At 73.3% G+C, this 23,834-nt stretch carries 19 protein-coding genes; 10 read left to right on the top strand and 9 right to left on the bottom strand.

Features of this window, described 5'->3' with window-relative positions; genetic code table 11:
- The first annotated feature begins 23 nt into the window (after nucleotides 1-23).
- The 6 genes from FVE25_RS18730 (at nucleotide 24) to menC (ending at nucleotide 7,208) form a co-directional block, all read left to right on the top strand.
- Nucleotides 24-884, top strand: a complete 861-nt coding sequence (locus FVE25_RS18730) for a hypothetical protein (RefSeq protein WP_157248235.1) — start codon at nucleotides 24-26, stop codon at nucleotides 882-884.
- A 118-nt stretch (nucleotides 885-1,002) separates the two neighbouring features.
- Nucleotides 1,003-2,028 carry a Glu/Leu/Phe/Val dehydrogenase dimerization domain-containing protein gene (locus tag FVE25_RS18725; RefSeq protein WP_157248234.1) on the top strand — a complete coding sequence of 342 codons (1,026 nt, stop codon included), beginning with the start codon at nucleotides 1,003-1,005 and terminating at the stop codon, nucleotides 2,026-2,028.
- Between the two features lie 5 nt (nucleotides 2,029-2,033).
- The gene (locus tag FVE25_RS18720; RefSeq protein ID WP_157248233.1) at nucleotides 2,034-5,339 is read left to right on the top strand and encodes an indolepyruvate ferredoxin oxidoreductase family protein; all 3,306 of its coding nucleotides are present in this window, start codon (nucleotides 2,034-2,036) and stop codon (nucleotides 5,337-5,339) included.
- On the top strand, nucleotides 5,336-6,112 hold the full coding sequence (locus FVE25_RS18715) for a GNAT family N-acetyltransferase (RefSeq protein WP_157248232.1): 777 nt from the start codon (nucleotides 5,336-5,338) through the stop codon (nucleotides 6,110-6,112). The genes FVE25_RS18720 and FVE25_RS18715 overlap by 4 nt, the downstream gene beginning before the upstream one ends.
- The gene (locus FVE25_RS57020; RefSeq protein WP_246267147.1) at nucleotides 6,109-6,588 is read left to right on the top strand and encodes an enolase-like domain-containing protein; all 480 of its coding nucleotides are present in this window, start codon (nucleotides 6,109-6,111) and stop codon (nucleotides 6,586-6,588) included. Before FVE25_RS18715 ends, FVE25_RS57020 begins: the two co-directional genes overlap by 4 nt.
- A complete protein-coding gene (gene menC / locus FVE25_RS57015; protein WP_246267186.1) occupies nucleotides 6,579-7,208 on the top strand; it encodes an o-succinylbenzoate synthase in 630 nt (209 codons plus the stop codon). The genes FVE25_RS57020 and menC overlap by 10 nt, the downstream gene beginning before the upstream one ends.
- Here the strand turns inward: menC and FVE25_RS18705 are convergent.
- From FVE25_RS18705 to FVE25_RS18675, 7 genes are all read right to left on the bottom strand, one after another.
- Entirely contained in the window at nucleotides 7,198-8,802 is a 1,605-nt protein-coding gene (locus FVE25_RS18705) for a helix-turn-helix domain-containing protein (protein WP_157248231.1), read from the bottom strand. The two genes, menC and FVE25_RS18705, sit on opposite strands and share 11 nt — an antisense overlap.
- On the bottom strand, nucleotides 8,802-10,454 hold the full coding sequence (locus FVE25_RS18700) for a CocE/NonD family hydrolase (protein WP_157248230.1): 1,653 nt from the start codon (nucleotides 10,452-10,454) through the stop codon (nucleotides 8,802-8,804). Before FVE25_RS18700 ends, FVE25_RS18705 begins: the two co-directional genes overlap by 1 nt.
- Before the next feature lie 78 nt (nucleotides 10,455-10,532).
- On the bottom strand, nucleotides 10,533-12,572 hold the full coding sequence (locus tag FVE25_RS18695) for a DUF4132 domain-containing protein (RefSeq protein ID WP_157248229.1): 2,040 nt from the start codon (nucleotides 12,570-12,572) through the stop codon (nucleotides 10,533-10,535).
- 35 nt (nucleotides 12,573-12,607) lie between these two features.
- On the bottom strand, nucleotides 12,608-13,021 hold the full coding sequence (locus FVE25_RS18690; protein ID WP_157248228.1) for an FHA domain-containing protein: 414 nt from the start codon (nucleotides 13,019-13,021) through the stop codon (nucleotides 12,608-12,610).
- The gene (locus tag FVE25_RS18685; protein ID WP_157248227.1) at nucleotides 13,018-14,859 is read right to left on the bottom strand and encodes an AAA family ATPase; all 1,842 of its coding nucleotides are present in this window, start codon (nucleotides 14,857-14,859) and stop codon (nucleotides 13,018-13,020) included. Before FVE25_RS18685 ends, FVE25_RS18690 begins: the two co-directional genes overlap by 4 nt.
- A complete protein-coding gene (locus tag FVE25_RS18680) occupies nucleotides 14,856-16,133 on the bottom strand; it encodes a hypothetical protein (protein WP_157248226.1) in 1,278 nt (425 codons plus the stop codon). Before FVE25_RS18680 ends, FVE25_RS18685 begins: the two co-directional genes overlap by 4 nt.
- Nucleotides 16,130-18,310, bottom strand: coding sequence for a serine/threonine protein kinase (locus tag FVE25_RS18675; protein WP_181019625.1), 2,181 nt, complete (start codon nucleotides 18,308-18,310; stop codon nucleotides 16,130-16,132). Before FVE25_RS18675 ends, FVE25_RS18680 begins: the two co-directional genes overlap by 4 nt.
- Nucleotides 18,311-18,536: 226 nt before the next feature.
- On the opposite strand from FVE25_RS18675, the gene FVE25_RS18670 reads away from it, so the two are divergent.
- From FVE25_RS18670 to FVE25_RS18655, 4 genes are read left to right on the top strand one after another with little or no spacing between them, the layout of a single operon-like run.
- Nucleotides 18,537-19,142, top strand: a complete 606-nt coding sequence (locus tag FVE25_RS18670) for a hypothetical protein (RefSeq protein WP_157248224.1) — start codon at nucleotides 18,537-18,539, stop codon at nucleotides 19,140-19,142.
- Between the two features lie 14 nt (nucleotides 19,143-19,156).
- Nucleotides 19,157-19,903 carry a hypothetical protein gene (locus FVE25_RS18665; protein WP_157248223.1) on the top strand — a complete coding sequence of 249 codons (747 nt, stop codon included), beginning with the start codon at nucleotides 19,157-19,159 and terminating at the stop codon, nucleotides 19,901-19,903.
- 16 nt (nucleotides 19,904-19,919) lie between these two features.
- The gene (locus tag FVE25_RS18660; protein WP_157248222.1) at nucleotides 19,920-21,167 is read left to right on the top strand and encodes a hypothetical protein; all 1,248 of its coding nucleotides are present in this window, start codon (nucleotides 19,920-19,922) and stop codon (nucleotides 21,165-21,167) included.
- The gene (locus FVE25_RS18655) at nucleotides 21,164-21,832 is read left to right on the top strand and encodes a 4Fe-4S single cluster domain-containing protein (RefSeq protein ID WP_157248221.1); all 669 of its coding nucleotides are present in this window, start codon (nucleotides 21,164-21,166) and stop codon (nucleotides 21,830-21,832) included. Before FVE25_RS18660 ends, FVE25_RS18655 begins: the two co-directional genes overlap by 4 nt.
- A 31-nt stretch (nucleotides 21,833-21,863) precedes the next feature.
- On the opposite strand, the gene FVE25_RS18650 is transcribed toward FVE25_RS18655, so the two are convergent.
- Both FVE25_RS18650 and FVE25_RS18645 read right to left on the bottom strand, forming a co-directional pair.
- On the bottom strand, nucleotides 21,864-23,015 hold the full coding sequence (locus FVE25_RS18650; protein ID WP_157248220.1) for a hypothetical protein: 1,152 nt from the start codon (nucleotides 23,013-23,015) through the stop codon (nucleotides 21,864-21,866).
- A gap of 25 nt (nucleotides 23,016-23,040) precedes the next feature.
- Nucleotides 23,041-23,829: a hypothetical protein gene (locus FVE25_RS18645; protein ID WP_157248219.1), complete on the bottom strand. Its 789-nt coding sequence runs from the start codon at nucleotides 23,827-23,829 to the stop codon at nucleotides 23,041-23,043.
- Nucleotides 23,830-23,834 lie beyond the last annotated feature (5 nt).

The following is a 23,834-nucleotide window of genomic DNA, read 5'->3' as shown; positions in this document are numbered from 1 at the left end:
CCGCCTCAGTGGAAAGGTCCACCATGACGTCGTTTCCCGTCTGGCCGACGGTCTCCTCGATCCCCGTCTCCGCGCGGACCGACGATCCCCCCGCTTCCCTGGACGACCTCGCGGGCGTCTCCGGAACCGGCCGCGACGCCGGCCGCGCGCCCGCCGCTCCGGGTGAGAACCGGGGGGCGGGCGCTCGCGGAGCCGAGGCGAACCCCGCCGCCGGATTCGGTTTCTCCGGCGACCCCGAGCAGCGCGGCGAGGTCCGGGAGGACATGGTGCACGCCCAGCGGGTCTGGGACGCGGCCCTGGCCGCGAACCGGCTCGACGACGCGGGCCTCGTGCGCGAGCGGCAAAGGGCGGAGACCGCGGAGCTGACGGTCACGGCCGGGCTGCTCGTCGACGGCCGCCCCGGCCAGGCCGCCGCCTGCCTCGACGCGCTTCTCGCCCACACCACCGCGCACGTGCTCGCCCTGGACCTGGGCGACGTCGACGGCGCCGGAGCCGTCCTGCACGAGCGGGCCGAGCGCCGCCCGGACCGCGTCACCGCCTGGCACACCCGGGAACGCGCCAGCGGACGGGCGGGGAGCGCCACCTGGAGCGAATGCCGCGCCAAACTGCTGCACCTGGACACGGCCGCCGTCCACGTCTTCCTGGACCTCGGCCTGACGATGGACGGCGACGCCATCACCCCGCTCGTCGCCCGGATCGAGCAGGGCGCCGTCGCGGCCGGGTGGGACGAGCCGATCGGACCCGGCCGCCTGCTCGCCGTCCGCCGGTCGGCCGCCCTGCATGCTCTGCCCGAGGACAGCGCCCACGACGCCACCGCGCTCCTCTGGCAGGCGCTGCCGGGAGCCGTGACGCTGCCGATCGCGGCCGGGATCGGCCTGGCCTGACCGTTCCGGACACCGGTACCAATCGGGCCGCCTTTTTCGTATCGGCGTCCAGAGAAACGCCCCCAAGAATTCCCCTAATCTGCACATGCCAGCGCATTGACCCGGGACAGGGGAATTCATGTTCTCGCACGAGGAAATCGTCATCCGGGCCGGTCAGCGCACCGGCCTGCCGATTATCATCGCGATTCATTCCACCGCTCCGGGCCGTTCCGGCGGCGGCTGCCGGGTGAACCACTACGCGGACTGGCGTGACGGGCTGAGCGACGCCCTCCGGCTGTCGCAGGCCATGACGTACAAGTGCGCGATCGCCGGGCTGGACACCGGGGGCGGGAAGACGGTCGTCGCGCTGCCGATCGGGCACGTCTTCACGCCGGACAGCCGTCGGGACCTGCTGCACGACGTGGGCGATGTCATCGACTCCCTCCAAGGGCGCTACGTGACCGGGCCGGACGTGGGGACGGGGCCCGCGGACATGGCGGTGATCAAGGAACGGACCCCGCACGTCGTCTGCACGCCCGTGGAGATGGGCGGGTGCGGCGACTCCTCCCCCGCCACGGCCGCGGGGGTGATGTCCGCGCTCCACGCCGTCTGCGCGCGGCTGGGCGACGGCGGGCTCAAGGGGCGCAGGGTCGGGTTGCTGGGGCTCGGGCACGTGGGCTCGCATCTGGCGCGGCACCTGGCCGAGGAAGGGGCGTGGATCCTCGCGGCCGACGTCGATCCGGGCAAGCGGGCGCTCGCGGAGGACGTGGGCGCGAGCTGGACCGGCCCCGACGAGCTTCTCGGGGCGGAGCTGGACATCCTGGTCCCGGCGGCGCTGGGCGGGCTGCTCACCGAGGAACTGGTGCCGCGGCTCAGGTGCGCCGCCATCGCCGGTCCGGCCAACAACCAGATCGCCACGCCCGAGGTCGCGCAGATGCTGCACGACAGGGGTGTCCTCTGGGCGCCGGACGACATCGTCAGCGCCGGGGGCGCCATCTACGCCCATGCCGTCGAGCTGCGGCGGCAGACCCCCGAGCAGGCCGACGCACTCGTGGCCGGGATCGGCGACCGGCTCGGCCGGGTTCTCGACCGGGCCGGGCGGGACGGCGTCAGCCCGTACTTCACGGCCCAGGAACTCGTGCGCGAACGGCTGAGGGACCGCTAGCCGTCATGCCACCGGACAACGCGCTCGACGACAAGTACACCCGCTCCGACGGCCGCGTGCTGATGACCGGGGTCCAGGCCCTGGTGCGGCTGACGCTGGAGCAACGCCGCCTGGACGAGGCACGCGGCCTCGACACCCGGGTCTTCGTCAGCGGCTACCGGGGATCGCCCCTGGGCGGCGTCGACCTGGAGATGGAGCGGGCCGCCCGCTTCCTCGGCCCCGCCGGCGTGGTCTTCGGCCCCGGCCTGAACGAGGAACTGGCCGCGACCGCGGTGGCCGGAACACAGCTCCTGGGCCGCGCCCCGGGCAGGCTGCACGAGGCCGTCACCGGATTCTGGTACGGCAAGAACCCGGGCCTGGACCGGGCGGCCGACGCCGTACGGCACGGCATGGTCACGGGCACGGCCCCGCTGGGCGGGGTCGTGGCGTGGATCGGCGACGACCCGGCCTGCAAGTCGTCGTCGGTGCCGAGCTCGTGCGAGCAGATGTGCCAGAGCCTGTCGATGCCCCTGCTGGTGCCGGGCTCGGTGGGCGAGGTCGTCGAGCTGGGGCTGCACGCCGTGGCGCTGTCGCGGGCCAGCGGGCTGTGGGTCGGCCTGAAGATGCTCTCCGACGTGGCGGACGGCTCGGCCACCGTGGACCTGACGAGCCCGGGTGACCGGATCCCGATGCCGGACCCCTCCCGGGCGGGGGCGGCGGGCCTGGGCGCCGCCGTGCTGGAGGCCGAGCACGACATGCGCACCCGCCGGCTGGACCTGGCCCGCGCCTACGCCCGCGCCAACGGCCTGAACCGCGTCACCCATGACCCGGAGGGCGCCACGCTGGGCGTCATCGCCCCCGGCGGCGCCTACGCCGCGGTGCTCCGCGCGGTCGCAGACCTGGGGACGGGCGAGAAGCTGCGGCTGATCAAGCTGGCCATGCCGTACCCCCTCGCCGACGACGAGCTGGTGGAGCTGACCCGGGGCCTGAAGACGGTCCTGGTGGTGGAGGACAAGGTCAGTTTCGTGGAGTCCCGTCTCAAGGAGGCGCTCTACCGGTGCCCGGACGCCCCCGACGTGATCGGCCGTGAGCTGCTGACCGCGAAGGGCACGCTCACCGCCGACGACGTCGCCGGCGCGCTGACCGTGCTGACCGGCGGGCCCCGGCGGCGGGAGCCGCTCGCCGGGCGGCCCCTGCCGGTCGTGGCCGCCAGGGCTCCGTTCTTCTGCTCGGGCTGCCCCCACAACACCTCCACACGCACGGACGACGACACCCTGGTCGGGGCGGGCATCGGCTGCCACGCCATGATCGCCCTGGACGGCAAGGGACGCGGCACCCAGCTTGGCCTGACCCAGATGGGCGGCGAGGGCGCCCAGTGGTTCGGCATCGCGCCCTTCACCCGGGACCGGCACTTCGTGCAGAACCTGGGCGACGGCACCTTCCACCACTCCGGCTCCCTGGCGATCAGGGCGGCCGTGGACGCGGGCGTGACCATGACCTACAAGCTGCTCTACAACGACGCGGTCGCGATGACCGGCGGGCAGCGGGCCGAGGGCCGCCTCGACGTCCCGACGCTGACCCGGTGGCTGGCCGCCGAGGGCGTCAGGAAGGTCATCGTCACCACGGCCGACCCGGCCTCCTACAGGGGCGCGCGCCTGGACCCGATCGCCTCGGTCCGGCACCGGGACGAGTTCGCCGCGGCCGAGCGGAGCCTGGCCGCGCTCGACGGGGTCACGGTGCTGATCCACGACGACCGGTGCGCCGCCGAGGAACGCCGGCTCCGCAAGCGCGGCCTTCTGCCCGCCCCGAAGGAGAAAGTGGTCATCAACGAGCGGGTGTGCGAGGGCTGCGGCGACTGCGCGGAGCAGTCGACGTGCCTGTCCGTGCACCCGGTCGAGACCCCGTTCGGCGGCAAGACCCGCATCCACCAGGCGTCCTGCAACACCGATCTCAGCTGCCTCAAGGGCGACTGCCCCTCGTTCCTGCTGGTGACGCCCGGAACCAGGCGGAAGAAGGCGCCGCCGCCCCCGCCGGGCGGCCTGCCCGAGCCGGAGCGCCGCTTCGAGGAGGTGCTGATCCGGATGCCGGGCATCGGCGGCACCGGCGTGGTCACGGTGTCGCAGGTCCTCCAGATGGCCGCCCGCCTCGACGGGCGGCACGCGGCGGGCGTGGACCAGACCGGGCTGGCCCAGAAGGGCGGGCCCGTCGTCAGCGACCTGCGGATCTCCGCGCGGCCGATCGACGGCGCGGTCAAGGCCGGGCAGCGCACCGCCGACGTCCTGCTGGCCCTCGACCTGATCGGCGCCGCCGCGGACGCCAACCTGGCCGCCGCCCGCCCCGGTCACACGATCGCGGTCGTCAACACGACCCTGGTGCCCACCCTCGGCATGATCACCCACCGCGCCGCGCTGCCGAGTTCGCCGGCGGACGCGCTGGAGCGCATCGAGTCCGTGACCGACGCGGACCACAACCTGTACCTGGACGCGCAGGGGCTGGCCGAGAGGCTGTTCGCCGATCACCTTCCGGCCAACCTGCTGCTGGTGGGCGCGGCCTTCCAGCACGGCTGCCTGCCGCTGAGCGCCGAGGCGATCGAGCGGGCCATCCGGCTCAACGGCGCCGCGGTGGAGAAGAACCTGGCCGCCTTCCGCTGGGGCCGCGCCGCCGTGCTGGAACCACCCGAGGCGGTCCCGCCCCAGGACGCGCCGGGCATGGAGCTGTGGCTGGCCGACCTGGCCGACTACCACAGCCCGGCCTACGCCCGCCGCTTCGCCGACGCCGTACGCGAGGTCGAGACCCTGGTGGCCGAGCGGGTGGACGAGGAGACCGGCCGGGCGCTCACGGCGGCCTACGCCAGGAACCTGCACAAACTCATGACCTACAAGGACGAGTACGAGGTGGCCCGCCTCCACCTGGATCCGGCGGAGAAGGCCCGCCGCGTCGCGGAGTTCGGGCCGGATGCGAAGGAAACGGTCCTCCTGCACCCGCCCGTGCTGCGCGCTCTCGGCATGAAGCGCAAGATACGGCTGCGCCGTACCGCGGGACCGATCTTCAGGCTGCTCAGGGCGGCCAGGAAGCTGCGCGGCACCCGCTTCGACCCGTTCGGCGGCCCGCGGGTGCGCCGGGTGGAAAGGGCGCTCATCCCCGAGTACCGGCAGCTCATGGCACGAGCGCTGGAGCGGCTCAACCAGGAGACGGCCGATCAGGTGGCGGCCATCGCGGCGCTTCCCGATCTCATCCGCGGCTACGAGGACATCAAGCTCGCCCGCGTCGCGGAGTTCCGTGAGCGGGCCGCGCAGGCGCTCGCCGAGCTGGCCGCGGGGGTGCCGCGATGATCGTGCGCGACCTCCACGAGCTGACGGACCTCCAGGACGTCGTGGGGTTGTTCAACCGCATCTGGAAACCGCCGCCCGGCGTCGACGCCGTCGGCGTGGAGTGGCTGCGCGCCCTGTCGCACGCCGGGAACTACGTGGCCGGGGCCTACGACGGCGGCCGGATGACCGGCGCGTCCGTCGGGTTCCTGGCCGCGCCCGCCGGGCGGGTGCTGCACTCCCACATCACCGGCGCCGACCAGGGGCGCGGGATCGGCTTCGCGCTGAAGCTGCATCAGCGGGAGTGGGCCCTGGAGAGGGGGCTCGGCGAGATCACCTGGACGTTCGATCCGCTGGTCCGCCGCAACGCCCACTTCAACCTGGTCAAGCTCGGCGCCCGGCCCGAGACCTACCTTCCGGCGTTCTACGGGTCCATGACCGATGCGATCAACGGCGGCGGTGACGACTCCGACCGGGTGCTCATGCGGTGGCGGCTGGCCGAGCCGTGCGTGGTGGCCGCGGCGGGGCGGCAGCCGTACCGGAGCGCGATCCCGCCGGACGCGGTCGCGGCGCTGCGCGACGTGGACGGGCGGCCGGTCCCCGGGAGTACGGCGGCGGCCACGGTGCTGGTCGCGGTGCCCGCGGACATCGAGGGGCTGCGCAGGAGCGACCCCGCCGCGGCCCGGTCGTGGCGGCTGGCGCTGCGCGAGGTGCTGGGCGGGCTGCTCGGTGAGGGGGCACGGGTGACCGGGTTTCACCGGCGCTCCGGATACGTGATCGAGAAGGGGATGCCATGAAGATCAACGGGGTTGAGCTGCGCCGGCTGGCCATGCCGCTGAAAGCGCCGTTCAGGACGTCCTTCGGGGTGACGTCGTCGCGGGACGTCCTGCTGATCCGCGTGGTCACCGCCGACGCCGAGGGGTGGGGCGAGTGCGTGACGCTGAGCGAGCCGCGCTACAACGCCGAGTACGTGGAGGGCGCCGCGGACATGCTGCGCCGCTTCCTGATCCCGGCGCTGGCCTGCGCCGAGCGGCCGCACCTGGCCGGCGCCGCGTTCGCGCCGTTCAAAGGGCATCGCATGGCCAAGGCGGGCCTGGAGGCCGCCGTCCTGGACGCCTGGTTGCGCTCCTCGGGGGAATCGCTGGCCGGGTACCTGGGCGCGGAGAAGAACCGGGTGCCGGCGGGGGTGTCGGTCGGGATCATGGAGACCATCCCCGAGCTGCTGAACGCCGTCGAGGGGTACGTCGCCGAGGGTACGTCAGGATCAAGCTGAAGATCGAGCCCGGCTGGGACTTGGAGCCGGTCCGCGCGGTGCGCGAGATGTTCGGTGACGACCTGCTGCTGCAGGTGGACGCCAACGCCTCCTACTCGCTCACCGACGCCCCGCGCCTGGCCCGGCTCGACGACTTCGACCTGCTGCTCATCGAGCAGCCGCTGGCCGACGACGACCTGGTCCAGCACGCCCAGCTCGCCAGGCGGCTGCGCACGCCCATCTGCCTGGACGAGTCGATCGACTCGGCCGCGCAGGCCGCCGCCGCGATCACGCTGGGCGCCTGCTCGATCATCAACATCAAGCCCGGAAGGGTCGGCGGCTACCTGGAGGCCCGCCGGATCCACGACCTCTGCCGGGCGCACGGCGTCCCGGTCTGGTGCGGCGGGATGATGGAGACCGGCATCGGGCGCGCGGCGAACATCGCGCTGGCGGCGCTGCCCGGATTCACCCTGCCGGGTGACACCTCGGGCTCGAGCCGCTACTTCGCCACCGACCTGACCCCGCCCTTCGAACTGTCCGAGGGCCACCTGGCCGTGCCCGCCGGTCCCGGCATCGGCGTGGACCCGCTGCCGGAGGTGTTGTCCGAGGTCACGGTCTCCACGGAGTGGATCACCAGCTGACGTCCCGGTCGCGGGGCGGCGGCGTGAAGATCTCCATCTGGAGCATGACGTGCAGCCGTGCGCGGTGGTCGTTCAGCTCGATGCCGCTGACCTCGACCGCTCGCTTGAGGCGATACCTGAAGGTGTTGGCGTGCACCTCCATGGCCGCCGCCGCGGAGACGACGTCCCCGAACGCCTCCAGGTAGGCGCGCAGCGTGCCCGCCAGGTCGCTGCCGTGCCCGGCGTCGTGCTCCAGCAGCAGCTGGTACGGCCCGCGGGGTCGTTGTCCCTCGGCCGCGGCCAGGTCACCCAGTTGCAGCAGCAGCGACTCGAACTGGACCGCCGGGTAGGCGGCCACGGCGCCGCTGGCCCGCCGGGAGCGCAGGACCCGCAGCGCGCGATCGGCGTCCGCGCGCGACCTGGCGACCTCGATCAGGCCCGCGGCCGACAGGCCCACGCCGATGTTGGCGGCGTAGCGGTGGCCGACCCGGTGGAGGAAGTCCTCGGCCACGCGGACCGCCCGCTGCCCGGCGTCGCCGGCCGCGGGCGCCGGCAGGATCGCGTAGGCCACCGAGCCGATCAGCGCGGCGGCCGAGCGCGGGTGAATCGTCCCCAGGTGCAGCGCCAGCGCGTCGCCGAAGCGCTGGCGCTCGCTCTCGGCCCTGACCGGATCCTCGTGCTCGGCCTCCGGGACGAGCTGGGCGGCCAGCACGCACAGGCACCCGCCGGAGACGCCCAGCCTGCCCGCCGCCTCTACGGCCTGCGCCCCGCCGGCCAGCACGGTGGACAGCAGTTCGGTCCGCAGACGCCGCCGGGTGTCGGCGCCGGCCCGGATGCGCAGCAGGCGCATGGCCACGATCGTCGCGGCGTCGGCCAGCGCCCGCTTGCGGGCCGGGCTCAGTTCCTCGCGGGTCACGGCCCAGATGGAGCCGAGGATCTCGTCGCCGGAGCGCACCGCGACGGCCGTGCGGTGGATGTCCCCGTGCTGGATGTACACCGGCTCCCGGCTCTTGTAGAGCTCCCGGTAGGTGCCGAGCCGGTCCATGAGCTGCCGCAGGTGTTCCGGCACCTGCCGGCCGAGGATGGTCTCCACCCGCGGGGCGTCGGCCTCGTCCTGCCGCTCCGAGTAGGCCAGCACGCGGCAGGCGCGGTCCTCGATCGTGATCGGCGCGTCCAGCAGCGCGCAGACCGCGTTGGCCAGGGTGAACAGGTCGTCCGGCGGGTCGTCGGGCGCTTCCGGCCCGTCCTCGTCGAGCATCGACCGGATGAGCGCGGCCACGTGGGACCACGAGGCGCTCCGGTTCAGCCCGAGCACCGGGGTCCGCGTCCGCCGCGCGACGGCGCGGACCTCGTCGTCCACCTCGACCGGGTGTTTGACGACCAGCGCCGCACCCGGCTCGGCGGCCCCCAGCAGGTCACGGAGCTGCCGTGCGCCCACGACGCCGACGCCGAGCACCAGCGCGCCGGGCGGCACCAGCGGCTCGTCCGCCGGGTCGTGAATGTGGACGCCGGTGACCTCGGCGTCCAGGTCGCCTTCGGCGGCGGCCACGTCCAGCACCGAACTGCCCAGATACTCCAGGATCCGGTGCACGCCGGTCCGCGACCGCCTCGTCATCAGCGGCGGACCACGGGAAGCACCACGGCGGAGGCGAGCCCGGCCTCGTGGTGGATCTGCTGGTCGGCGACGACGATCGTGTCGTCCGTGAACGGGTTGTCCGCGCCGGAGTTGGTGTTGCGGTCGTAGCGGTTGAAGGCCGAGCTGCTCACCTCGACGCGGATGCGGTGCCCGGGCAGGAAGCGCACGCCCGTGCCGTCCATGGTGAACTCGAACAGGGTGGGCTTGCCGGGTTCGAGCAGCTCCGGCTCGTCGAAGGAGTGGCGGAAGCGGGCCCGCAGCGCGCCGCGGCACAGGAAGCGCGCGCTGCCGTCCGGGTGCACGTCGGTCAGCCGCACGTGCCAGTCGGTGTCGAGGGCCGACGAGGACGCCCAGAGCCGGCAGGTGACCCAGCCGACGACGTCGAGCGGCGCGGTCAGCGGCTCACTGGTGTAGTAGACGGCGTCCTTACGCGGCGTCGCCGGGCCGTCGTCGACGGGGCCGTCGTGCAGGCTCCAGGCGCGCAGCCCCGGCTCGGCCGGGTCGTAACGGTAGGAGTCGGGCGGCTCGATGCCCGGCTGCTCGGGAGAGAGCCCGCCCTCGGCGCGGAAATAGTAGGGCACCTCTTCGGTGCCGGGCAGCGGCCAGTCGTCCTCGGCCCACCACTGGTTGGCGCCCGTGACGAAGACGTGGACCGGCTTCTCGTCCTCGATCCCGTTCCCGACGCCCTTCAGCCACCGGTCGAAGAAGCGGATGACGTGGTCGTACAGCGGGATGACGGCTTCTTCCCCGAAGTCGACGCCGTTCAGCTCGCGGCTGGTGTTCACGACGTGCGGCCACGGCCCGATGACCAGCTGCTGCTTGGCCGCGGAGGGTCCGGCGCGCATGGCCTCGAAGTTCAGCGGCGCGCCGGGGAAGTTCATGTCCCACCAGCCGGTGATGTTCAGGACCGCGAGATCCTCGGGGTGCTCGTACTCCCGCCGCTTCCAGAAATCGTCGCGGACGGGATGCTCCATCATCTCGTCCCACCAGGGCGAGGAGACTCCCGCCGCCCCGGGCACCGCCGCCAGGGGCAGGGTGTCGAAGTACGGCTGATGCTCGCTCAGCATGGTCAGGGGGTTGAGAAGCTGCCAGGATCGCGCGCCCATGGCGACCGCCCATTCCGCGGTGCCCACCAGCCAGCACCCGCCGAAGATCGGCTCGTTGCGCCACAACGACGAAGGCGGTGAGCAGAACGGCACGATCGCCTTCAGGTGCGGCGGCCGCCGGGACGCGGCGTACCACTGCGTCTGCCCGCCGTACGAGCCACCGCACATCCCCACGTTGCCATCGCACCATTCCTGCGCGGCGATCCATTCGACCGTGTCGTACCCGTCGTCGGCCTCGTCGGCCTGCGGGCGGAACACCCCGTCGGAGTTGAACCGCCCCCGGCAGTCGTTGAAGGCGGTGATGTACCCCCGCTGCGCGAGTTTCACGTACAGCTCGCCGTCCCGGCTGGAGACCTTGTCGTACGGCGTGCGTACCAGCACCACCGGCAGCGGGCCGGGAAGGTCGGGCCGGACCAGGTCCAGCGACAGTTCGACCCCGTCGCGCATCGGGACGCGCAAGCCGTGCACCACCCGGGTCGTCTCCGTCAGCACCGGCGACGTCTCGCTGTCATCAAAGAGCACCATGCCGAAAAGCTAGCCAGGTTCACCGGCGCGGCTTTGGGACGAGTGTCGAAAACTGCCGCGTCCGTCTTGAACAGATCGTCAACCCCTGATCTGGCGGGTGATCGACGGGTCGGTGATGGCGGTGTCGTGCGCGAGCAGGAACGCCTTGCTGAGGATGAGCGCCAGCCGCCCGTCCTCCTCGAAGGGCAGGAAGAGCCCGGCGTGGGGATCGACCCCGGCGACGATGCACAGGTAGGCGTCGTTGGGCTCCATGAGGATGTTCCCCGACCCCAGGTGGATCTTGTAGGTGCGCAGATCTCCCCGGACCACCAGGAACCGCCCGGCCACCGTGCACCGATCGGCGATGGCCGTCCGCCCGATGAGCCGCGCCAGCGCGTCCCTGCGCACCTCGGCCGAGGGCGTCAGCTCCGCGAACGAGCCCGTCTCCCAGTACTCCCGCAGCCGGTCGGGCCCGTGGCCGATCCACGTGGGGTCGGCCGCGATCGAGGTGACGGCCACGAACAGGTCGACGTCCCGCATGGCCTCGCTGAACACCAGCGCCGGGACCTCCGGCAACGGGGCCGCCCGCCAGGCGCCGCCGGTCAGCCGCTCGAAGCGGACCGTTTCGACACCGGCGTACTCATGCTCGTAGAGACCGTGATCCAGCACCGCCCGCCACAGGCCGCCCGCCATCACCCGCCGCGCCGTCCCTTCGTAGCCGCCGTCCCACGGCCCGAGGAAGTCGGCCTGCCAGCCGCGCTGCTTGAACAGCGCGTAGAGCCGCCGATAGTGCACCACGTGCCCGGCGAACCGGCCGGAGTGGGTCGCGGTCTCCTCCTCGGCGGGGGTGAGCAGGTAGACCTCGCGAAACGCCTGCTTGAACGGCTGACGCAGCTCCTTGTCCTGGACCGTCTCCCGCCAGGCCCGCACCTCCTCCACCCGCGCGCGGGCCGGATGCCACAGCCGCACCGGGACGTCCGGCACGCTCATCCCCAGCTCGCCGCGCCACACGCCGGGCTCGACCTCGAACTCCCAGATGAGCCGGTCGGTGATCGGCTGCCCCTCCAGCCGCCGGTACGGCGGAGCCGCCGCGCCGGCGGCGTACCCGGCCTCCAGCGCCCTGGCCAGGGTGGCCTGCTGCCGCTGGGTCTGCTTGGCCAGCTCGCGCAGCCGCTTGACCTCGCCGGGATGCTCCCGCCTGACCGCCGCCGGGACCGACTTCAGCTTCTTGTCTCCGTGCCACCACGACAGCTCGACCCCGTCGCCGACCTCGATCACCGCCGTGTGCTCGCCGACGGCCTGCCGTACGCGCCCGTCGGGCAGCCGGAACGCCACCTCCAGCCGGTTGGCCAGCGCGGGCTCGATGCGCTTGAACATGCGGTCGAGCTGCGTGGGCACGCCCGCGTGCCGGGTGGCGGCGCGGGCGGCGCGCAGCGCGGAGATCGCCTCGGGGGTCGGGTGCTCCTCGGTCGCGCGGGCGAGCTCGAACAGCAGCCCCTGGGAGGGCAGGGTCCTGGCCCGGGTGGGCGCCACCGCGATCCCGGGCAGCAGCTCGTCGAGCAGGGCGGGCAGCCAGGGCTCGTCCAGGTGGAGCGCCACCCGGGCGGCCCGGCCGAGGACCGCCTTCTCCGTGCCGGTGACCGCCTTCTCCGCCTGGTAGGCGAGCTCACCGGCGTGGATCGCGGCCACCCTGGCCGCGGCCGCCTCCAGGACGGTCCTGGCGACGTCGCGGTAGCCGGGCAGGCCGCTGAGCCACGCGGTCACGCCGTCCGGCCGGCGGTGCGGCTCGTAGTCCGCCCGGATGCGCACCGCCTCGGCGAACAACGCCCGGCCCTCGACGTCCCAGCCGAGCACCAGCGCCTGCTCGGCGGCCCAGATCGGCCCGTGCTCCGCGGCCAGGCGCGCGCCCACTTCGGCGTCCATGCCCGCGGCCCCTGCCGTGACGAGCACGTCGTAGGGTTCGCGCCCGGGCTCCCGCAGCAGGTGCGCGGTCAGCTCACGGGCCGCCGCGGCCAGCAGCTCCTGGTCCACCCCGGCCAGGCCGGTGCTCCACAGCGAGGTGACGGGCCAGTACGTGGGATCGTTCACAGTCCCGCGCAGGAGCTGGTCCAGACGCTGGGCGAGGGGGGATGGCCGCATGCCGATGATCTAAGCAGCAGCGGGCGACAGAATCGTCACGCCTGCTGGGTGACCACGCCTTCCGGGCCCGCGGCCAGCCGTACCGTGTCGCCCTCGGACAGCGGGTGCCGGGTGCCGGGCGGCAGTTCCGCGCCGTTGAGGAAGGTGCCGTTCGGGGTCGGCTCGGGGTCGATCCACGCCTGGCCGTCGGCGTCGAGTCCCAAGGTCGCGTGCTTGCGCGAGACGTTGCCGTGGGCGGCCAGGGCGGCGCCGAACGGCGACCAGGCGGGGTCGCGGCCCAGCCGTACGGGCGCGCTCGTGCACGGGGTGACGTCCCCGAAGGCGAAGCGCACCACGAGCACGCAGGGCGGGGCCTGCTCACCCGGGCCCGGGCCGGTCACGAGGTCGGAGCCGCACCTCCGGCACATCGTGGTCGGGCCCGGGTCCGGGCAGTTCAGGGGGCACCTCATCGCGCCTCCACCCGCAGGGTCACGGGGTCGCCGCCGTTGACGCCGAGGATCCGCAGCGTGCTCCCGGGTACGGCGTCGCGGTCGAACAGCTCGCGGGCCAGCGGGTTGATGAACGCCGACTCCAGCGCGTTGCCGATGCCCCTGCCGCCGTTCTCCGGGGAGAACGGGCACCGGGCGCGCAGGGCGTCGCGGGCCTGGGCGGTGAGCTCGACGCGGACGCGATGCTGCTCCTCCACCGCGCGGATGATGTTGTCGACCTGCGCGTCGAAGATCAGGGCGGCGACCTCGGGCGAGATGAAGTCGAAGACGACGATGTTGTCGCCGAACCTGTTGAGCAGCTCGGGCCGGTTGAGCCTGTCGGTGAAGTGCTCCTTGATGGTCTCCAGGACGATCGCGCGCACCTCCTCCTGCGCCATCGTCTCGTCCACGGTGCGGACCTTCCGCCGGGTCTCCGGATCCTCGCGGTAGATGCCGAGGTTGGAGGTGAAGACCAGCACGCACTCGGAGAAGTAGGTGGTCATGCCCTGGCCGTCGGTGAGCCGGCCGTCCTCCAGGATCTGCAGGAACTTGTCGAGGACCAGCGGGTGGGCCTTCTCGATCTCGTCGAACAGGATGACCCGGAACGGCATCCTGCGCACCGCGCTGGTCAGCTCGCCGCCCGCCTCGAAGCCGACGTAGCCGGGCGGGGCGCCGATCAGCCGGTCGGCGGCGTGCTCGGCGGCGAACTCGCTCATGTCGAAGCGCAGGAACGAGTCGGCCTCCCCGAACACCAGCGCGGCCACGGCCTTGGCCAGTTCGGTCTTGCCCACTCCCGTGGGCCCGGCGAAGAACAGGATGCCGCGGGGCCGGGTTCCCGGCGAGGTGGCCTGGGCGCCGGACAGGCCGAGCGCGGCGCGTTTGAGGATGTCGAGGGTCTTGAGCACCGCCCGGCGCTGGCCCTTGACCCGGTCGTGCAGCCAGCTCTCGCCCTCCTGGATGCGTTTGCGCAGCTCGCCGCGGCGCCAGAGGTTGTCCTCGATGCCCAGTTTGTAGATGCGCACGGCGTCGGGCAGTTCCACGGCGCCCATGCCGCGGTCCCACGCCAGCCGGACGATCTCGTGCAGGTCCCTGGTGCGCATGCCGTCGGTCTGGCGGGCGAACGCCTCCAGGGCGCGGGCGCCGTCGGAGTCCTTGGGCGGATCCACCAGGCCGAACTCCCTGGCGAGCATCCGGGCGGCCTTGGTGCGCTCGTCCAGGCCGGGGAACGGCACGCCGATCGGCCGGACCCGCGCCCCCGAGGCCATCAGCCAGGCCGGCAGGTCGCGTTCGCCGTCCACCAGCCAGATCAGCGGGTTGAACAGCGCCGCCTGCCGCTCCGGCGGCCCGCCCAGCCGCGGGGTGGCGGTCTCGGCGAGCTTGAGCGCGTAACGGAACAGGTCGTGCTCGTCCTGGCTGAGGTGGGCGGGCGAGACCACCAGGCGGGAGGCGAAGTCGAGGACCAGCGCCAGCCGTGCCGAACCCGCCTGGGTCACGGCGGCCAGTTGCGCCATCAGCCTGTCCATGGACGGCGCCGAGCCCAGCACGCCCGACCCGAGCGCGTGGGCGGCGGCGCCCTTCTCGGCCTCGGCGTGCAGGGAGAAGCCGGTCACGGGGTCGTAGCGGACCAGCGCCAGATAGCCGTCGGGCCGCAGCGCCTCCCACAGGACGTCCACGAGCGGGAGCGAGATCGGCCCCGGCGGAACGAGGAAACGGTCGCGCACGTTGCCGTGCAGGATGTACTGGGCGTGGACGGACAGCGTGCCCTGCAGTTCCCTGGCGAACGGCGGCCAGTCCGTCAGCCGCTTCGACCAGCCGTTCACGAGCGCTCCCGGTAGATCGGGCCCTCGTGGCGGCGGGTGGCCCCGGCGGCCGGGGCCGCGACCTCGACCGCGGCGTCCACGGAGATCTCCGGACGGCTGTGCTCGGCGGGCAGGCGCGCGGCCATGCCGTCGAAGTACCGGGCGAAGTCCGCGCACCGCTCGCGGTCCTGGCGGCGGCCGTCGGCTCCGGCCGGCGGCGCCGTCCTGACCACGTGGCCGCGCACCATGCGGTCGCCGACGTCGACGGTGGCGTGGTGGCCGCTCCAGTCGTCCCTGGTCAGGGTGAGGACCTGCGCGTCACCGGCGACGTCCCAGCCCATGTCCCGCATGAGCGCGGCCACGGTCTCGCGCAGGTACATCTGCTGGGCGCGGCACAACGCCTCGCGGTTCAGCTCCTCGGCCCGGCCGCGCAGGTCGTCGTCGAGGGGCGCGTCACCGGCGACGACGGCGTTCAGCCGCTCGAGCACGCGCGCCGCGCCGCCGTCCCCCGCGTCGGGCAGGCCGGTCGCGTGGAAGGACTGCAGGTACGCGCCGGCGCACACCGCGTCCTCGCGGCGGCGGCGGGCCGCCGCGTTGGCGTCGTGCACCTGCCGGACGAGCTGGTCGAGCCCGGCGCGCTCCGCCTGCACGGAGGTGGCCATGCGGATGCCCGCCGCCGTCTCCAGGATCCGCGCGTAGTCCTCCGCGCTCACCTCGTGGCTCAGTTTGGCGAGCTGGGTGTCGAGCTTGTCGGCCACCCCGCCGGGCGCCGCCGGCGCCGACCTGGGCGTCGTGAGCCTGGCCCTGGCCAGCGCCTGAGCCACGGTGACCAGCGGCGCGGACGTGCCGCCGAGCTTGCCGGCCAGTCTGCGGCAGGCCGCGCCCGCCGTATGACTGCTCAGTACGGCCAGCGCCTGGTCGAGCCGGGCGGTGGTGTCCGCGCACCAGGCGCCGATCGTGGCCAGGTCGGCGCCGGCCACCGTCAGCGGCTCGGGCAGGGCCAGCGCGATCGACATCTTGCCGGCCGCCGCGCGCAGCGCCGCGATGCGCGCGTTGTGCTTCACGACCAGCGCCGCCGCGTCCCGCCACTGGTCGGCGGCGCGGCGTTCGTCGGCCAGCCGGGCCAGCTCCGCCTCCATCGTGTCGCCGAGCACGGCGGCGCCCTCGGCCGCCAGCTCGGCGCCCCGGGACGCGGCCCGCGCGATCAGCAGGGCCGCTCCCCCGATCGCCAGCACACCCACCGCCACCGGCAGCACCGCCGGAACCGCGACCACCGCCATCGCACCCGCGCTCATGTCCGTTCCCCTTCGTCGTCTTCCTGCTGTTCCCGTCGTGCCTGCGCGAGCTGTACGGCCCGCTCCTCCTCGTCGGCGGCCCAGCGCCGCCAGCGGGCCGCCGCCCAGATCGCCTGGGCGGCGACCGTGCCGATGGGCAGCGCCGGAGGCAGCAGAGCCGTCGCCGCCACCACGGCCGCGAACCCCGCCCCCACGAGCACGAGGCCCATCCACGCGGCGCCGCGGATCGGCCGGGCCGCCGCCCTGGCCAGCCGTACGACGCCGCCGATCAGCGAGTACGCCGGGTGGTACGGCCCGCCGACGCCGGCGGCCAGGGCCAGTTCCATCCCGATCACCGGGGCGATCGCCAGGATCGCGCAGACCCAGGCGAGATCGACCATGGCCGTCGTGGCGATCGGGATCAGGTCGCTCACCACGATCAGCCACACCCAGAGCGCCCCCACCAGGCAGCAGCCCGCGACGGCCCAGCCCAGCGCCAGCGGCCGGTCCTGCTCGCGGTACCACAGGTGCGCGTCCTCCTGCCGCAGCAGCCAGGCCCGGCGGGCGCGCGCCGCGTGCAGGTCGGCGGCCTCGGCGCGGGCGGCGGCCTCCAGCAGCAGGGCGCACAGCCGGTCGAGCGGCCCGGCCCGCGCGTCGGCGAGCTCGGTGAACCACGGCACCTCTTCAGGCAGGTCGGCGCGCACCTCCTCGGCCGCCTGGCGCAGGGCCGCGGCGGCGGTCTCCGGGCTGGTGGCCAGCGCCAGGAGGTTCGGCAGCAGGACCCGGGGCTCGATCCCGTCCAGGGCCGGGGCCAGCTCCGGGCGGGTGGCGCGGACCCGGGCGGCGACGGCCTGCCAGTCGGCGTGCAGGTTCCGCCATCGGGCGTCGGCCTCGGCCAGCCCGCCGCCGAGGGGCGCGTGGGCCAGGTCCGGCAGCAGCCGGTGGTTCCACAGCTGGAGGATCAGGTCGGGGACGTTGCCCGGGATGTCGCCGAGCGCCTTGCGGGCCAGTTCGGTGAGCCGGTCGAGGCTGAGCACCTCGTTGCGGTAGACGGCGGGCAGCGTGGGATCCAGCCAGCGCACCAGGCGCAGCAGCTTGACGTCGGGTGGCAGCTCCGTCTCCACGAGCGCGAACAGCTCCGCCGGGTCGCCGCCCACCTGGGAGATCCAGGCACGCAGGTCCCGCCAGGGCGGTGCCGTACCCGTGGGGGTGAAGTAGTGCGCCGCCGCGCTCTCCCACTCCGCGGCCAGCAGCTGGGCGAGCTGCATGCGGCCGGTGACCGTTCTGCCCTGGTGGTCGTACGGCTCGAACTGGGGCTCCTCGACGCCGGAGGCGATGACCGGCGGGGACTCGCCGCGCAGCCACGCCGCCACCTGGCCGGCGCCCCAGCGGTCGGCCGGGTCCTTGGTGAGCAGGCCGCGCAGCAGGAGCCGCACGCGCTCGTCGTCCACCCCCGTGAGGTCGACGTCGCGGGTGGCCAGCTGCAGCATCACCACTTCGGCGTCCAGCAGGTGGCTGTAGGGGTGCCGTCCGGCGCTCAGCTCGAGCAGCGTCATGCCCAGGGCCCACCAGTCGACGGTGGGCGAGATCATCCGGCCGATGAGCTGCTCGGGCGCCATGTAGATCAACGTGCCGTGCCGGCTCTCACGGATCTCGGTGCCGTCGATCGCCCGGCTGATGCCGAAGTCGATGACGGCCAGGTCCAGCGGCTCGCGGGAGCGCAGCAGCAGGTTGCCCGGCTTCAGGTCGCGGTGCGGGACGCCCGCGCCGTGCAGCGCGCCCAGCGCCTGCGCCGCCTGGCGGGCGATCTCGGTCACCGTCGCGGGAGGCAGTCCCGCGGGCGGGTCGCCTTCGCCGAGGAGGACCAGCAGGTCGCCGCCGGCCAGGTGCTCCATCAGCTCGTACGCGCGCTCGGCGACCGCCCCCCGCTCGAACACCTCCACCAGGTGCGGCACGCCCACCAGCCCGGCCAGCGCCGCGGACGCGGCCGGGTCGGGCCCGTGCCCGGCCCGGTAGATCTTGAGGATGCGCTCACGGCCCTCCTCGTCGGTGACCAGGAAGAGCTGCGCCTCGGCGCCGCCGGGCAGCTCCCTGACCAGGTTCAGCCGGCCGGTGAAGGCGCGCGGGAGCCTGCCGGGGCCCCAGTCGTCCTCTGCGGGCGGCTCGCGGCCCGGGTCGAGGGTGGTCGGCGGGGGCACACGCCCTGGATCGAGTTCGGTGGGCGGTGGACGGCTCATCATTCCGATTCCCCGCATTCCATGAATTCCGCCATTTATATGGAACGGCGACTCCCCCATTCCACAAAACAAGCCGCAGATCTGGAATATCACCTCCTATCCCGTCAACCTAGCTGGAGTATGACATAGTTTTTCTATTGTCCCCAGAAAACGTCAATGGCTGGATAAGTCGATAAGGAGCAACGCCATGAAGGCGGTGGACGACACACCGGAGGAGCCGTCCGAGCGCCAGCGCCGGGCGGCCATGCGGGAGGGCAAGCGAGCCTCGCGCCGCATCTGGATGCAGGCCCAGGCCCAGCACAAGCTGATCACCGCGCCGATGACGGCCGCGATGGCCAGCGCGCTGGGCGCGACCTTCGTGCACGAGAGGCAGGAACGTTCCAGAGCCGAGTCCAACGCGATGCAGAAGCGGCTGCTCGACGAGAACGCGGGCCTCATCAGGGCGATCTGCCGCGAGGCCAGCGAGGTGCTGCGCGAGCACGAGGCGAACGGCACCGTCACGCCCAGGACCCGCGTCGCCTTCGTCGACCTGATCGCGCGATGGCGGGTCGGCGTGGCCGCGTGCCGGCACGAGCTGCTGTCCCGGCACGGCCAGGCCGGGCAGCTGGTGGCCTGGTACTGGGAAGGCGTGCTGCGCCGCCGGGTCCGGCGCAGGAGCAAGGGCGGGCTGACCGTCGGATCCGTGCCCGTGCTCGATCACGAGCCGGTGTGGGACACGCCCGACGAGCTGCTGTTCACCCACCTGCAGGGCGCCGCCGGCGTGGTGCGGCGCGCGCTGGAGATCGTCGCATAGTCAGGAGCACGGACATGCCCCCCTTCCACCGGCTCATGGCATCCTTCGCGGCGACCGTCGTGCTCGGCGCCGGGCTCACCGCCTGCGCCGAGGAACGGCTGGCCGGAGTCTGCGACGTCGTCCTGGACGGCTCCGGCTCGGCCAAGCCGGTGACCGGCTTCGACGCCGGGCAGCGGATCAAACAGGAGCTGCCGAGGCTGCTCAACGAGGCGGGCTGCAGGAGCGTGACGTTCGAGCAGATCACCGGCTCGTCCCGTGCGGCCTACTGCCGGGTCAAGAACCTGGACATCGACCCCGACGTCTCCGGCAACGTCGACCGGGACTCGCTGCGGGCCGCCCGGCAGGACGCCGCGGTCAAACGCGCCGACGACCTGCTCGGCTGCGTGCGCACCGACGCCCGGGAGGTCCAGGGGTCCGACGTCCTCGGCGGCCTCTGGCGGGCCGTGGAGGAGCGCCCCGCCCGCGAGGTCCCCTACCACCTGATCGTGTTCAGCGATTTCCTGGCCACCGATCCGAAGGGCAGCACGCACGGGCTGAACCTTTACACAGCGGATTTGACCACCCCGGACAAAAGGCGTGCCCTTATCGAGCAGCTCGCCGCGGGCGGCCGCATTCCCGACCTTTCCGGAGTACAACTCGTCACGATCGGATACGGCATGCTCCAGAGCGCGGACCCGGCGAAATTCGCGGGATTCGACGCCTTCTGGACCGAGCTTCTGAAAGACAAGGCCAAGTGCGCTGTCCCGCCGAAAAAAGTCTGATCGGAGGATTACGGGCATGACCCATCCGCAGCCCCCCGGGACCGAACCCTCCGGGACCGGGCCGGTCGGCTACGACGGCACCGGTGTGATCGAGCGGGCCTACCAGCAGGGCGTGTCCGACGCGCACTCCGGCATCCTGGACAACTGGTCCTTCACGGCGCTGCCACCCCACGTGAGCTACCTGAAGGCCGAGGAGAAACGGGTGCTGGACGGGCTGCCCAGCGACGACCGGACGCGGATGGAGGCGGTACGAGGACGCCTGGCCGGCCTCGCCGCCGAACAGGCCGTGACCACCACCCGGGTCACGGAACTCGAGACCAGGCACGACAGAGCCGAGGAGGACGTCGGCGGCATCCGGACGCGGATCGACAGGATGGCCCAGGACGACGAGCGCAGGCGCCGGCGCAGGCTGCGGCACGAGGGCGACGCCCCCGAGGAGCAGCCGGGCGGCATGGACGTGACCGGGCCGGAGACGACCAGATGGGAGGGGCCCTACACCTCCCCGCCGCTGCCCCAGTGGCTCAAGCTGACGATCCTGGCCGCGCTCGTCGCCATCGACGTGCCGATCCAGTGGGTCATCTTCGACTACTTCCACGGCAACGAGGTGAGCGAGCAGGTGCTCGCCGGGATCTTCGCCGTGTCGGTGGCCTCGATCATGGTGTTGCTGCCCCACCTCGCCGGCTACCTCTACCGGGGCCGCCACGCCACCGGCGAGGAGCGCCCGGTGATCCTGACCGCGCTGATCCTGCTCCTGCCCTGCCTCTACCTGGCCGCCATGCTCGGCTACCTGCGGGCCAGGGTGCTGCTCGTGCCGCCCAAGGTCGCCGACGAGAACAACCGGCTCGTCCCGCAGGAAGGCGTGGAGAGCGCCGCCGAGCCGCTGCACGCCAGCGACTTCAGCATCATCGCGCTGTTCGTCATGCTGCTGTTCATCACCGCCGGGATCTCCTTCCTCCTCGGGACGGCCCGCTTCCACCCGCTGCGGACGGCCTACGAAGGCGCCACCGGCCACCGCGACCAGATGTCCGCCCAGCTCGTCGCCGCCCGCGGCCACCTGGAGACCCTCACGGTCCAGCGCACCGAACTGGAGGCCGCCCGCGACCGCCTGGAGACCTCCGCGCAGCAACGGCTGACCGACGACCGGAACGCCGTCCAGCAGACCTTCAAGGCCGCCCGCGTCCGCTACCTGGACGGCGTCGCCGCCGGCCTGGCCGACCCGAAGGCCACCGAAGCCATAGCCGCCCTCATCGAGACGATGGAATGACCACCACCCTGCGCGTGAACCGCGTCCACAGCCCCGTCACCACCCTCGGCTACGGCCGCCGCCTCGGCATCTGGACCCAGGGATGCCCGCTGGCCTGCCCCGGCTGCATGTCCCGCGACACCTGGGACCCCGCGGCCGGAGCCGAGGTGCCCGTCGACCGGCTCGCCGCCCTCTGGCGCGAAGCCGTGCGCGGCGGCGCCGACGGGCTGACCATCAGCGGCGGCGAGCCGCTCACGCAGCCCGAGGGGCTCGCCGCTCTCCTCACCGCCGCCCACGAGATCAGATCGGGTACGGCCCGCGAACTCGACCTGCTCGTCTTCACCGGATACGAGGAATCCGAGCTGGACGACGCCCAGCGGGCGGCCGTCCGGCACGCGGACGTACTGATCACCGGCCGCTACGAGGCCGGGCGGCCGACCGGCCTGATCTGGCGGGGCTCGGCCGGCCAGCACATGCTGCTCCGCACCGAACTGGCCGAACGCCGCTACCAGCCGTTCGTCGGCCACACGCCGGACAGCTCCCCCATGCAGGTGGCGGCCGACGAGCACGGCGTCTGGCTGATCGGCGTCCCCGCGAGCGGCACCCTGCCCAGGCTGGAACGCGCCCTGAGGACCCGCGGCGTGGAACTCGGCCCCACAAGCTGGCGCCCGGACCGGAGACCGTGACCCCGGTCCCGGCAGGAGACCTCGGCCGTGGTCATCTGCGGGCGGCCAGGACCGCCTGGGCCTCCGCGCAGTACACGCTGTTCTCCGGGAACCAGGCCAGCCGGGCGCGCAGGGCGCGGCGGGCGGCGGCCAGCGCGTCCACCGTGTCCGTCTCGGCCAGGACGCGGGCCAGGGTCAGCGCGGCCAGGCCCGGATCCACGCCGCCCGGCCAGGCTTCGTGTCCCGTGCGGTGGAGTTCGCCGGCCAACCGGGCCTCGACCTCCGCCTCGGCCTGCCGGCCTGCCGCGAGCAGCGCCTGGGACCGCAGCAACCGCGCCTGCAACAGACGCGGCTCCCGCCGTACCTGCCGACCGGCGATGAAGGCGGCGGTCATGCGCACCACGCGGTCGGCCGAGGTTCCGGTACGGCTCAGCTGCGCCTTCCCCAGGACGCCCCGGGCCTCCCAGGTGCGCAGGTCGTCGTGGCCCCAGACGCGGCCGCGGTGCTCGATCTCCGCCTCGCTCAGCTCGATCGCCTCCGCCAGGTCGCCGGCCGCGCTGTCCTTCACGCCGAGATCCAGGTGGCCGAGGCGGGCCCGTTCGCCCAGCGCCGCGGCGAGGTCGAGCCGGGCCACGCCGGTCCAGTAGGCGTGGGCGCCCAGGCCCTGTTCCCGGCGGTGCAGTTCGCCACGCTGATGGCGGACGGCCTGGTCCAGGTCGGCAGGCTCGCCACGGCGGCCGAGCCACCTGCCGTACCTGGAGATGATCTCCAGGCGGGCCGGATCGTCGAGGTCGAGGACGGCGTCCGCGCTCCGGACCAGCCGCGCCCACACCCGCACCGACTCGGCCACCGGACGGGCACGGCTGGCGTGGGTCTCGGACTTGCAGGCGATGAGCAGGGTGACCGGATCCGCCTCGCCGAGTTCGGCCTCGGCACGCCGGTGCAGATCAGCCAGCCCTCGCGGCCGCCCGGTCATCATGGTCAGCATCTGCGCCCGCAGCTCGGCCGCCACCGCCTTCTTCCGCTCGGCGTTCTTCCGCCCGGCCTCCGCACCGGGCCACCGGCCTGGCTGCGCGGGTGTCCCATCGGGGCGCCGGCCCGTCGTCCCGTCGGGCCGCCGGCCTGGTTGCGTGTCCGTCCGCCGATCCAGAGTGCCGTCCGACCGGTGGCCCGGTTTCGCGTCGGGCCGCCGGTGCGGCGTCATGCCGGGCTGTCCGCTTGGGGTCACGTCACGCCGCCGACGAGCCGGCGCGGCCGGATCCGCCCAGCAGCAGTTCGCCGGCGCTTCTCAGCATCTTGCCGATCTCCATGAGCCTCTCGTCGCTGATGTCCGGGTTGCTCAGCACGTTCTCGACGGCCTCGGCGAGGCGGGCCTGTGCCGCCGCGCTGCCGGCCGGTCGCAGCAGGTCGTCCAGTTCGCGTTCCGCGCTGTCGGCCGCCGCCTCGGGTGGCAGCCCGGGGGCGGCGGCGACGGCTTTCAGGAGGCGCGCGAGCGGGTCGTACACGTTCTCGGGCGAAGGGCCGCCGCCCAGGACGATGGCGAAGTCCTCCACCGCGCAGATCGGCGGCCGCCAGTCGAGCGCGTGCATGAGGTCGCGCTGCCCGGCGGCGAAGTCGGCCAGGACGATCACGAGCGAGCGGCAGGCCCGGTCGCGGTCCTGGCCGCTGATCGCGCGCAGCCAGCCGGTGCGGTGCTGCCAGTAGGCCCACACCGCGGTCTCGTGCCCCAGCCAGGCGGCCACGCTGGGGGTGGGATAGCGCTCGGCCAGGGAGGGCAGCGCCGCCCGGTAGCGCGCCAGCAGGGTGTGCTGCGCCTTGGGCCCGGCCACGGTGTAGAAGGTGCTCGTCGGACCGCCGGCCCTGGCCACCAGGGCTCTGCCGTCGGGGTGGCCATCGGCTTCCGCGGTGCACGTGAGGAAGGCTCGGTAGTAGATCTGGGAGGTGTTCCAGTGACGCCGTCGTCGCTCGCCGTCCACCCACCAGCGGGTGGCGACGCTGGAACGTAACGCGTGGATCATGTCCG

The sequence above is a fragment of the Nonomuraea typhae genome, from assembly GCF_009760925.1.
In the GTDB taxonomy this organism is placed as follows: domain Bacteria; phylum Actinomycetota; class Actinomycetes; order Streptosporangiales; family Streptosporangiaceae; genus Nonomuraea; species Nonomuraea typhae.
The sequence above is the reverse complement of the archived record's forward strand: the minus strand, read 5'-3'. Positions and strand labels throughout refer to the sequence as shown.

What these genes read in the sequence shown, in the direction of transcription:
- FVE25_RS18730 (WP_157248235.1), top strand. Translation starts at nt 24, where the DNA reads ATGACGTCGTTTCCCGTCTGGCCGACGGTCTCCTCGATCCCCGTCTCC.
- FVE25_RS18725 (WP_157248234.1), top strand. Translation starts at nt 1,003, where the DNA reads ATGTTCTCGCACGAGGAAATCGTCATCCGGGCCGGTCAGCGCACCGGC.
- FVE25_RS18720 (WP_157248233.1), top strand. Translation starts at nt 2,034, where the DNA reads ATGCCACCGGACAACGCGCTCGACGACAAGTACACCCGCTCCGACGGC.
- FVE25_RS18715 (WP_157248232.1), top strand. Translation starts at nt 5,336, where the DNA reads ATGATCGTGCGCGACCTCCACGAGCTGACGGACCTCCAGGACGTCGTG.
- FVE25_RS57020 (WP_246267147.1), top strand. Translation starts at nt 6,109, where the DNA reads ATGAAGATCAACGGGGTTGAGCTGCGCCGGCTGGCCATGCCGCTGAAA.
- FVE25_RS18705 (WP_157248231.1), bottom strand. Translation starts at nt 8,802, where the DNA reads ATGACGAGGCGGTCGCGGACCGGCGTGCACCGGATCCTGGAGTATCTG.
- FVE25_RS18700 (WP_157248230.1), bottom strand. Translation starts at nt 10,454, where the DNA reads ATGGTGCTCTTTGATGACAGCGAGACGTCGCCGGTGCTGACGGAGACG.
- FVE25_RS18695 (WP_157248229.1), bottom strand. Translation starts at nt 12,572, where the DNA reads ATGCGGCCATCCCCCCTCGCCCAGCGTCTGGACCAGCTCCTGCGCGGG.
- FVE25_RS18690 (WP_157248228.1), bottom strand. Translation starts at nt 13,021, where the DNA reads ATGAGGTGCCCCCTGAACTGCCCGGACCCGGGCCCGACCACGATGTGC.
- FVE25_RS18680 (WP_157248226.1), bottom strand. Translation starts at nt 16,133, where the DNA reads ATGAGCGCGGGTGCGATGGCGGTGGTCGCGGTTCCGGCGGTGCTGCCG.
- FVE25_RS18670 (WP_157248224.1), top strand. Translation starts at nt 18,537, where the DNA reads ATGAAGGCGGTGGACGACACACCGGAGGAGCCGTCCGAGCGCCAGCGC.
- FVE25_RS18665 (WP_157248223.1), top strand. Translation starts at nt 19,157, where the DNA reads ATGCCCCCCTTCCACCGGCTCATGGCATCCTTCGCGGCGACCGTCGTG.
- FVE25_RS18660 (WP_157248222.1), top strand. Translation starts at nt 19,920, where the DNA reads ATGACCCATCCGCAGCCCCCCGGGACCGAACCCTCCGGGACCGGGCCG.
- FVE25_RS18655 (WP_157248221.1), top strand. Translation starts at nt 21,164, where the DNA reads ATGACCACCACCCTGCGCGTGAACCGCGTCCACAGCCCCGTCACCACC.
- FVE25_RS18650 (WP_157248220.1), bottom strand. Translation starts at nt 23,015, where the DNA reads ATGACGCCGCACCGGCGGCCCGACGCGAAACCGGGCCACCGGTCGGAC.
- FVE25_RS18645 (WP_157248219.1), bottom strand. Translation starts at nt 23,829, where the DNA reads ATGATCCACGCGTTACGTTCCAGCGTCGCCACCCGCTGGTGGGTGGAC.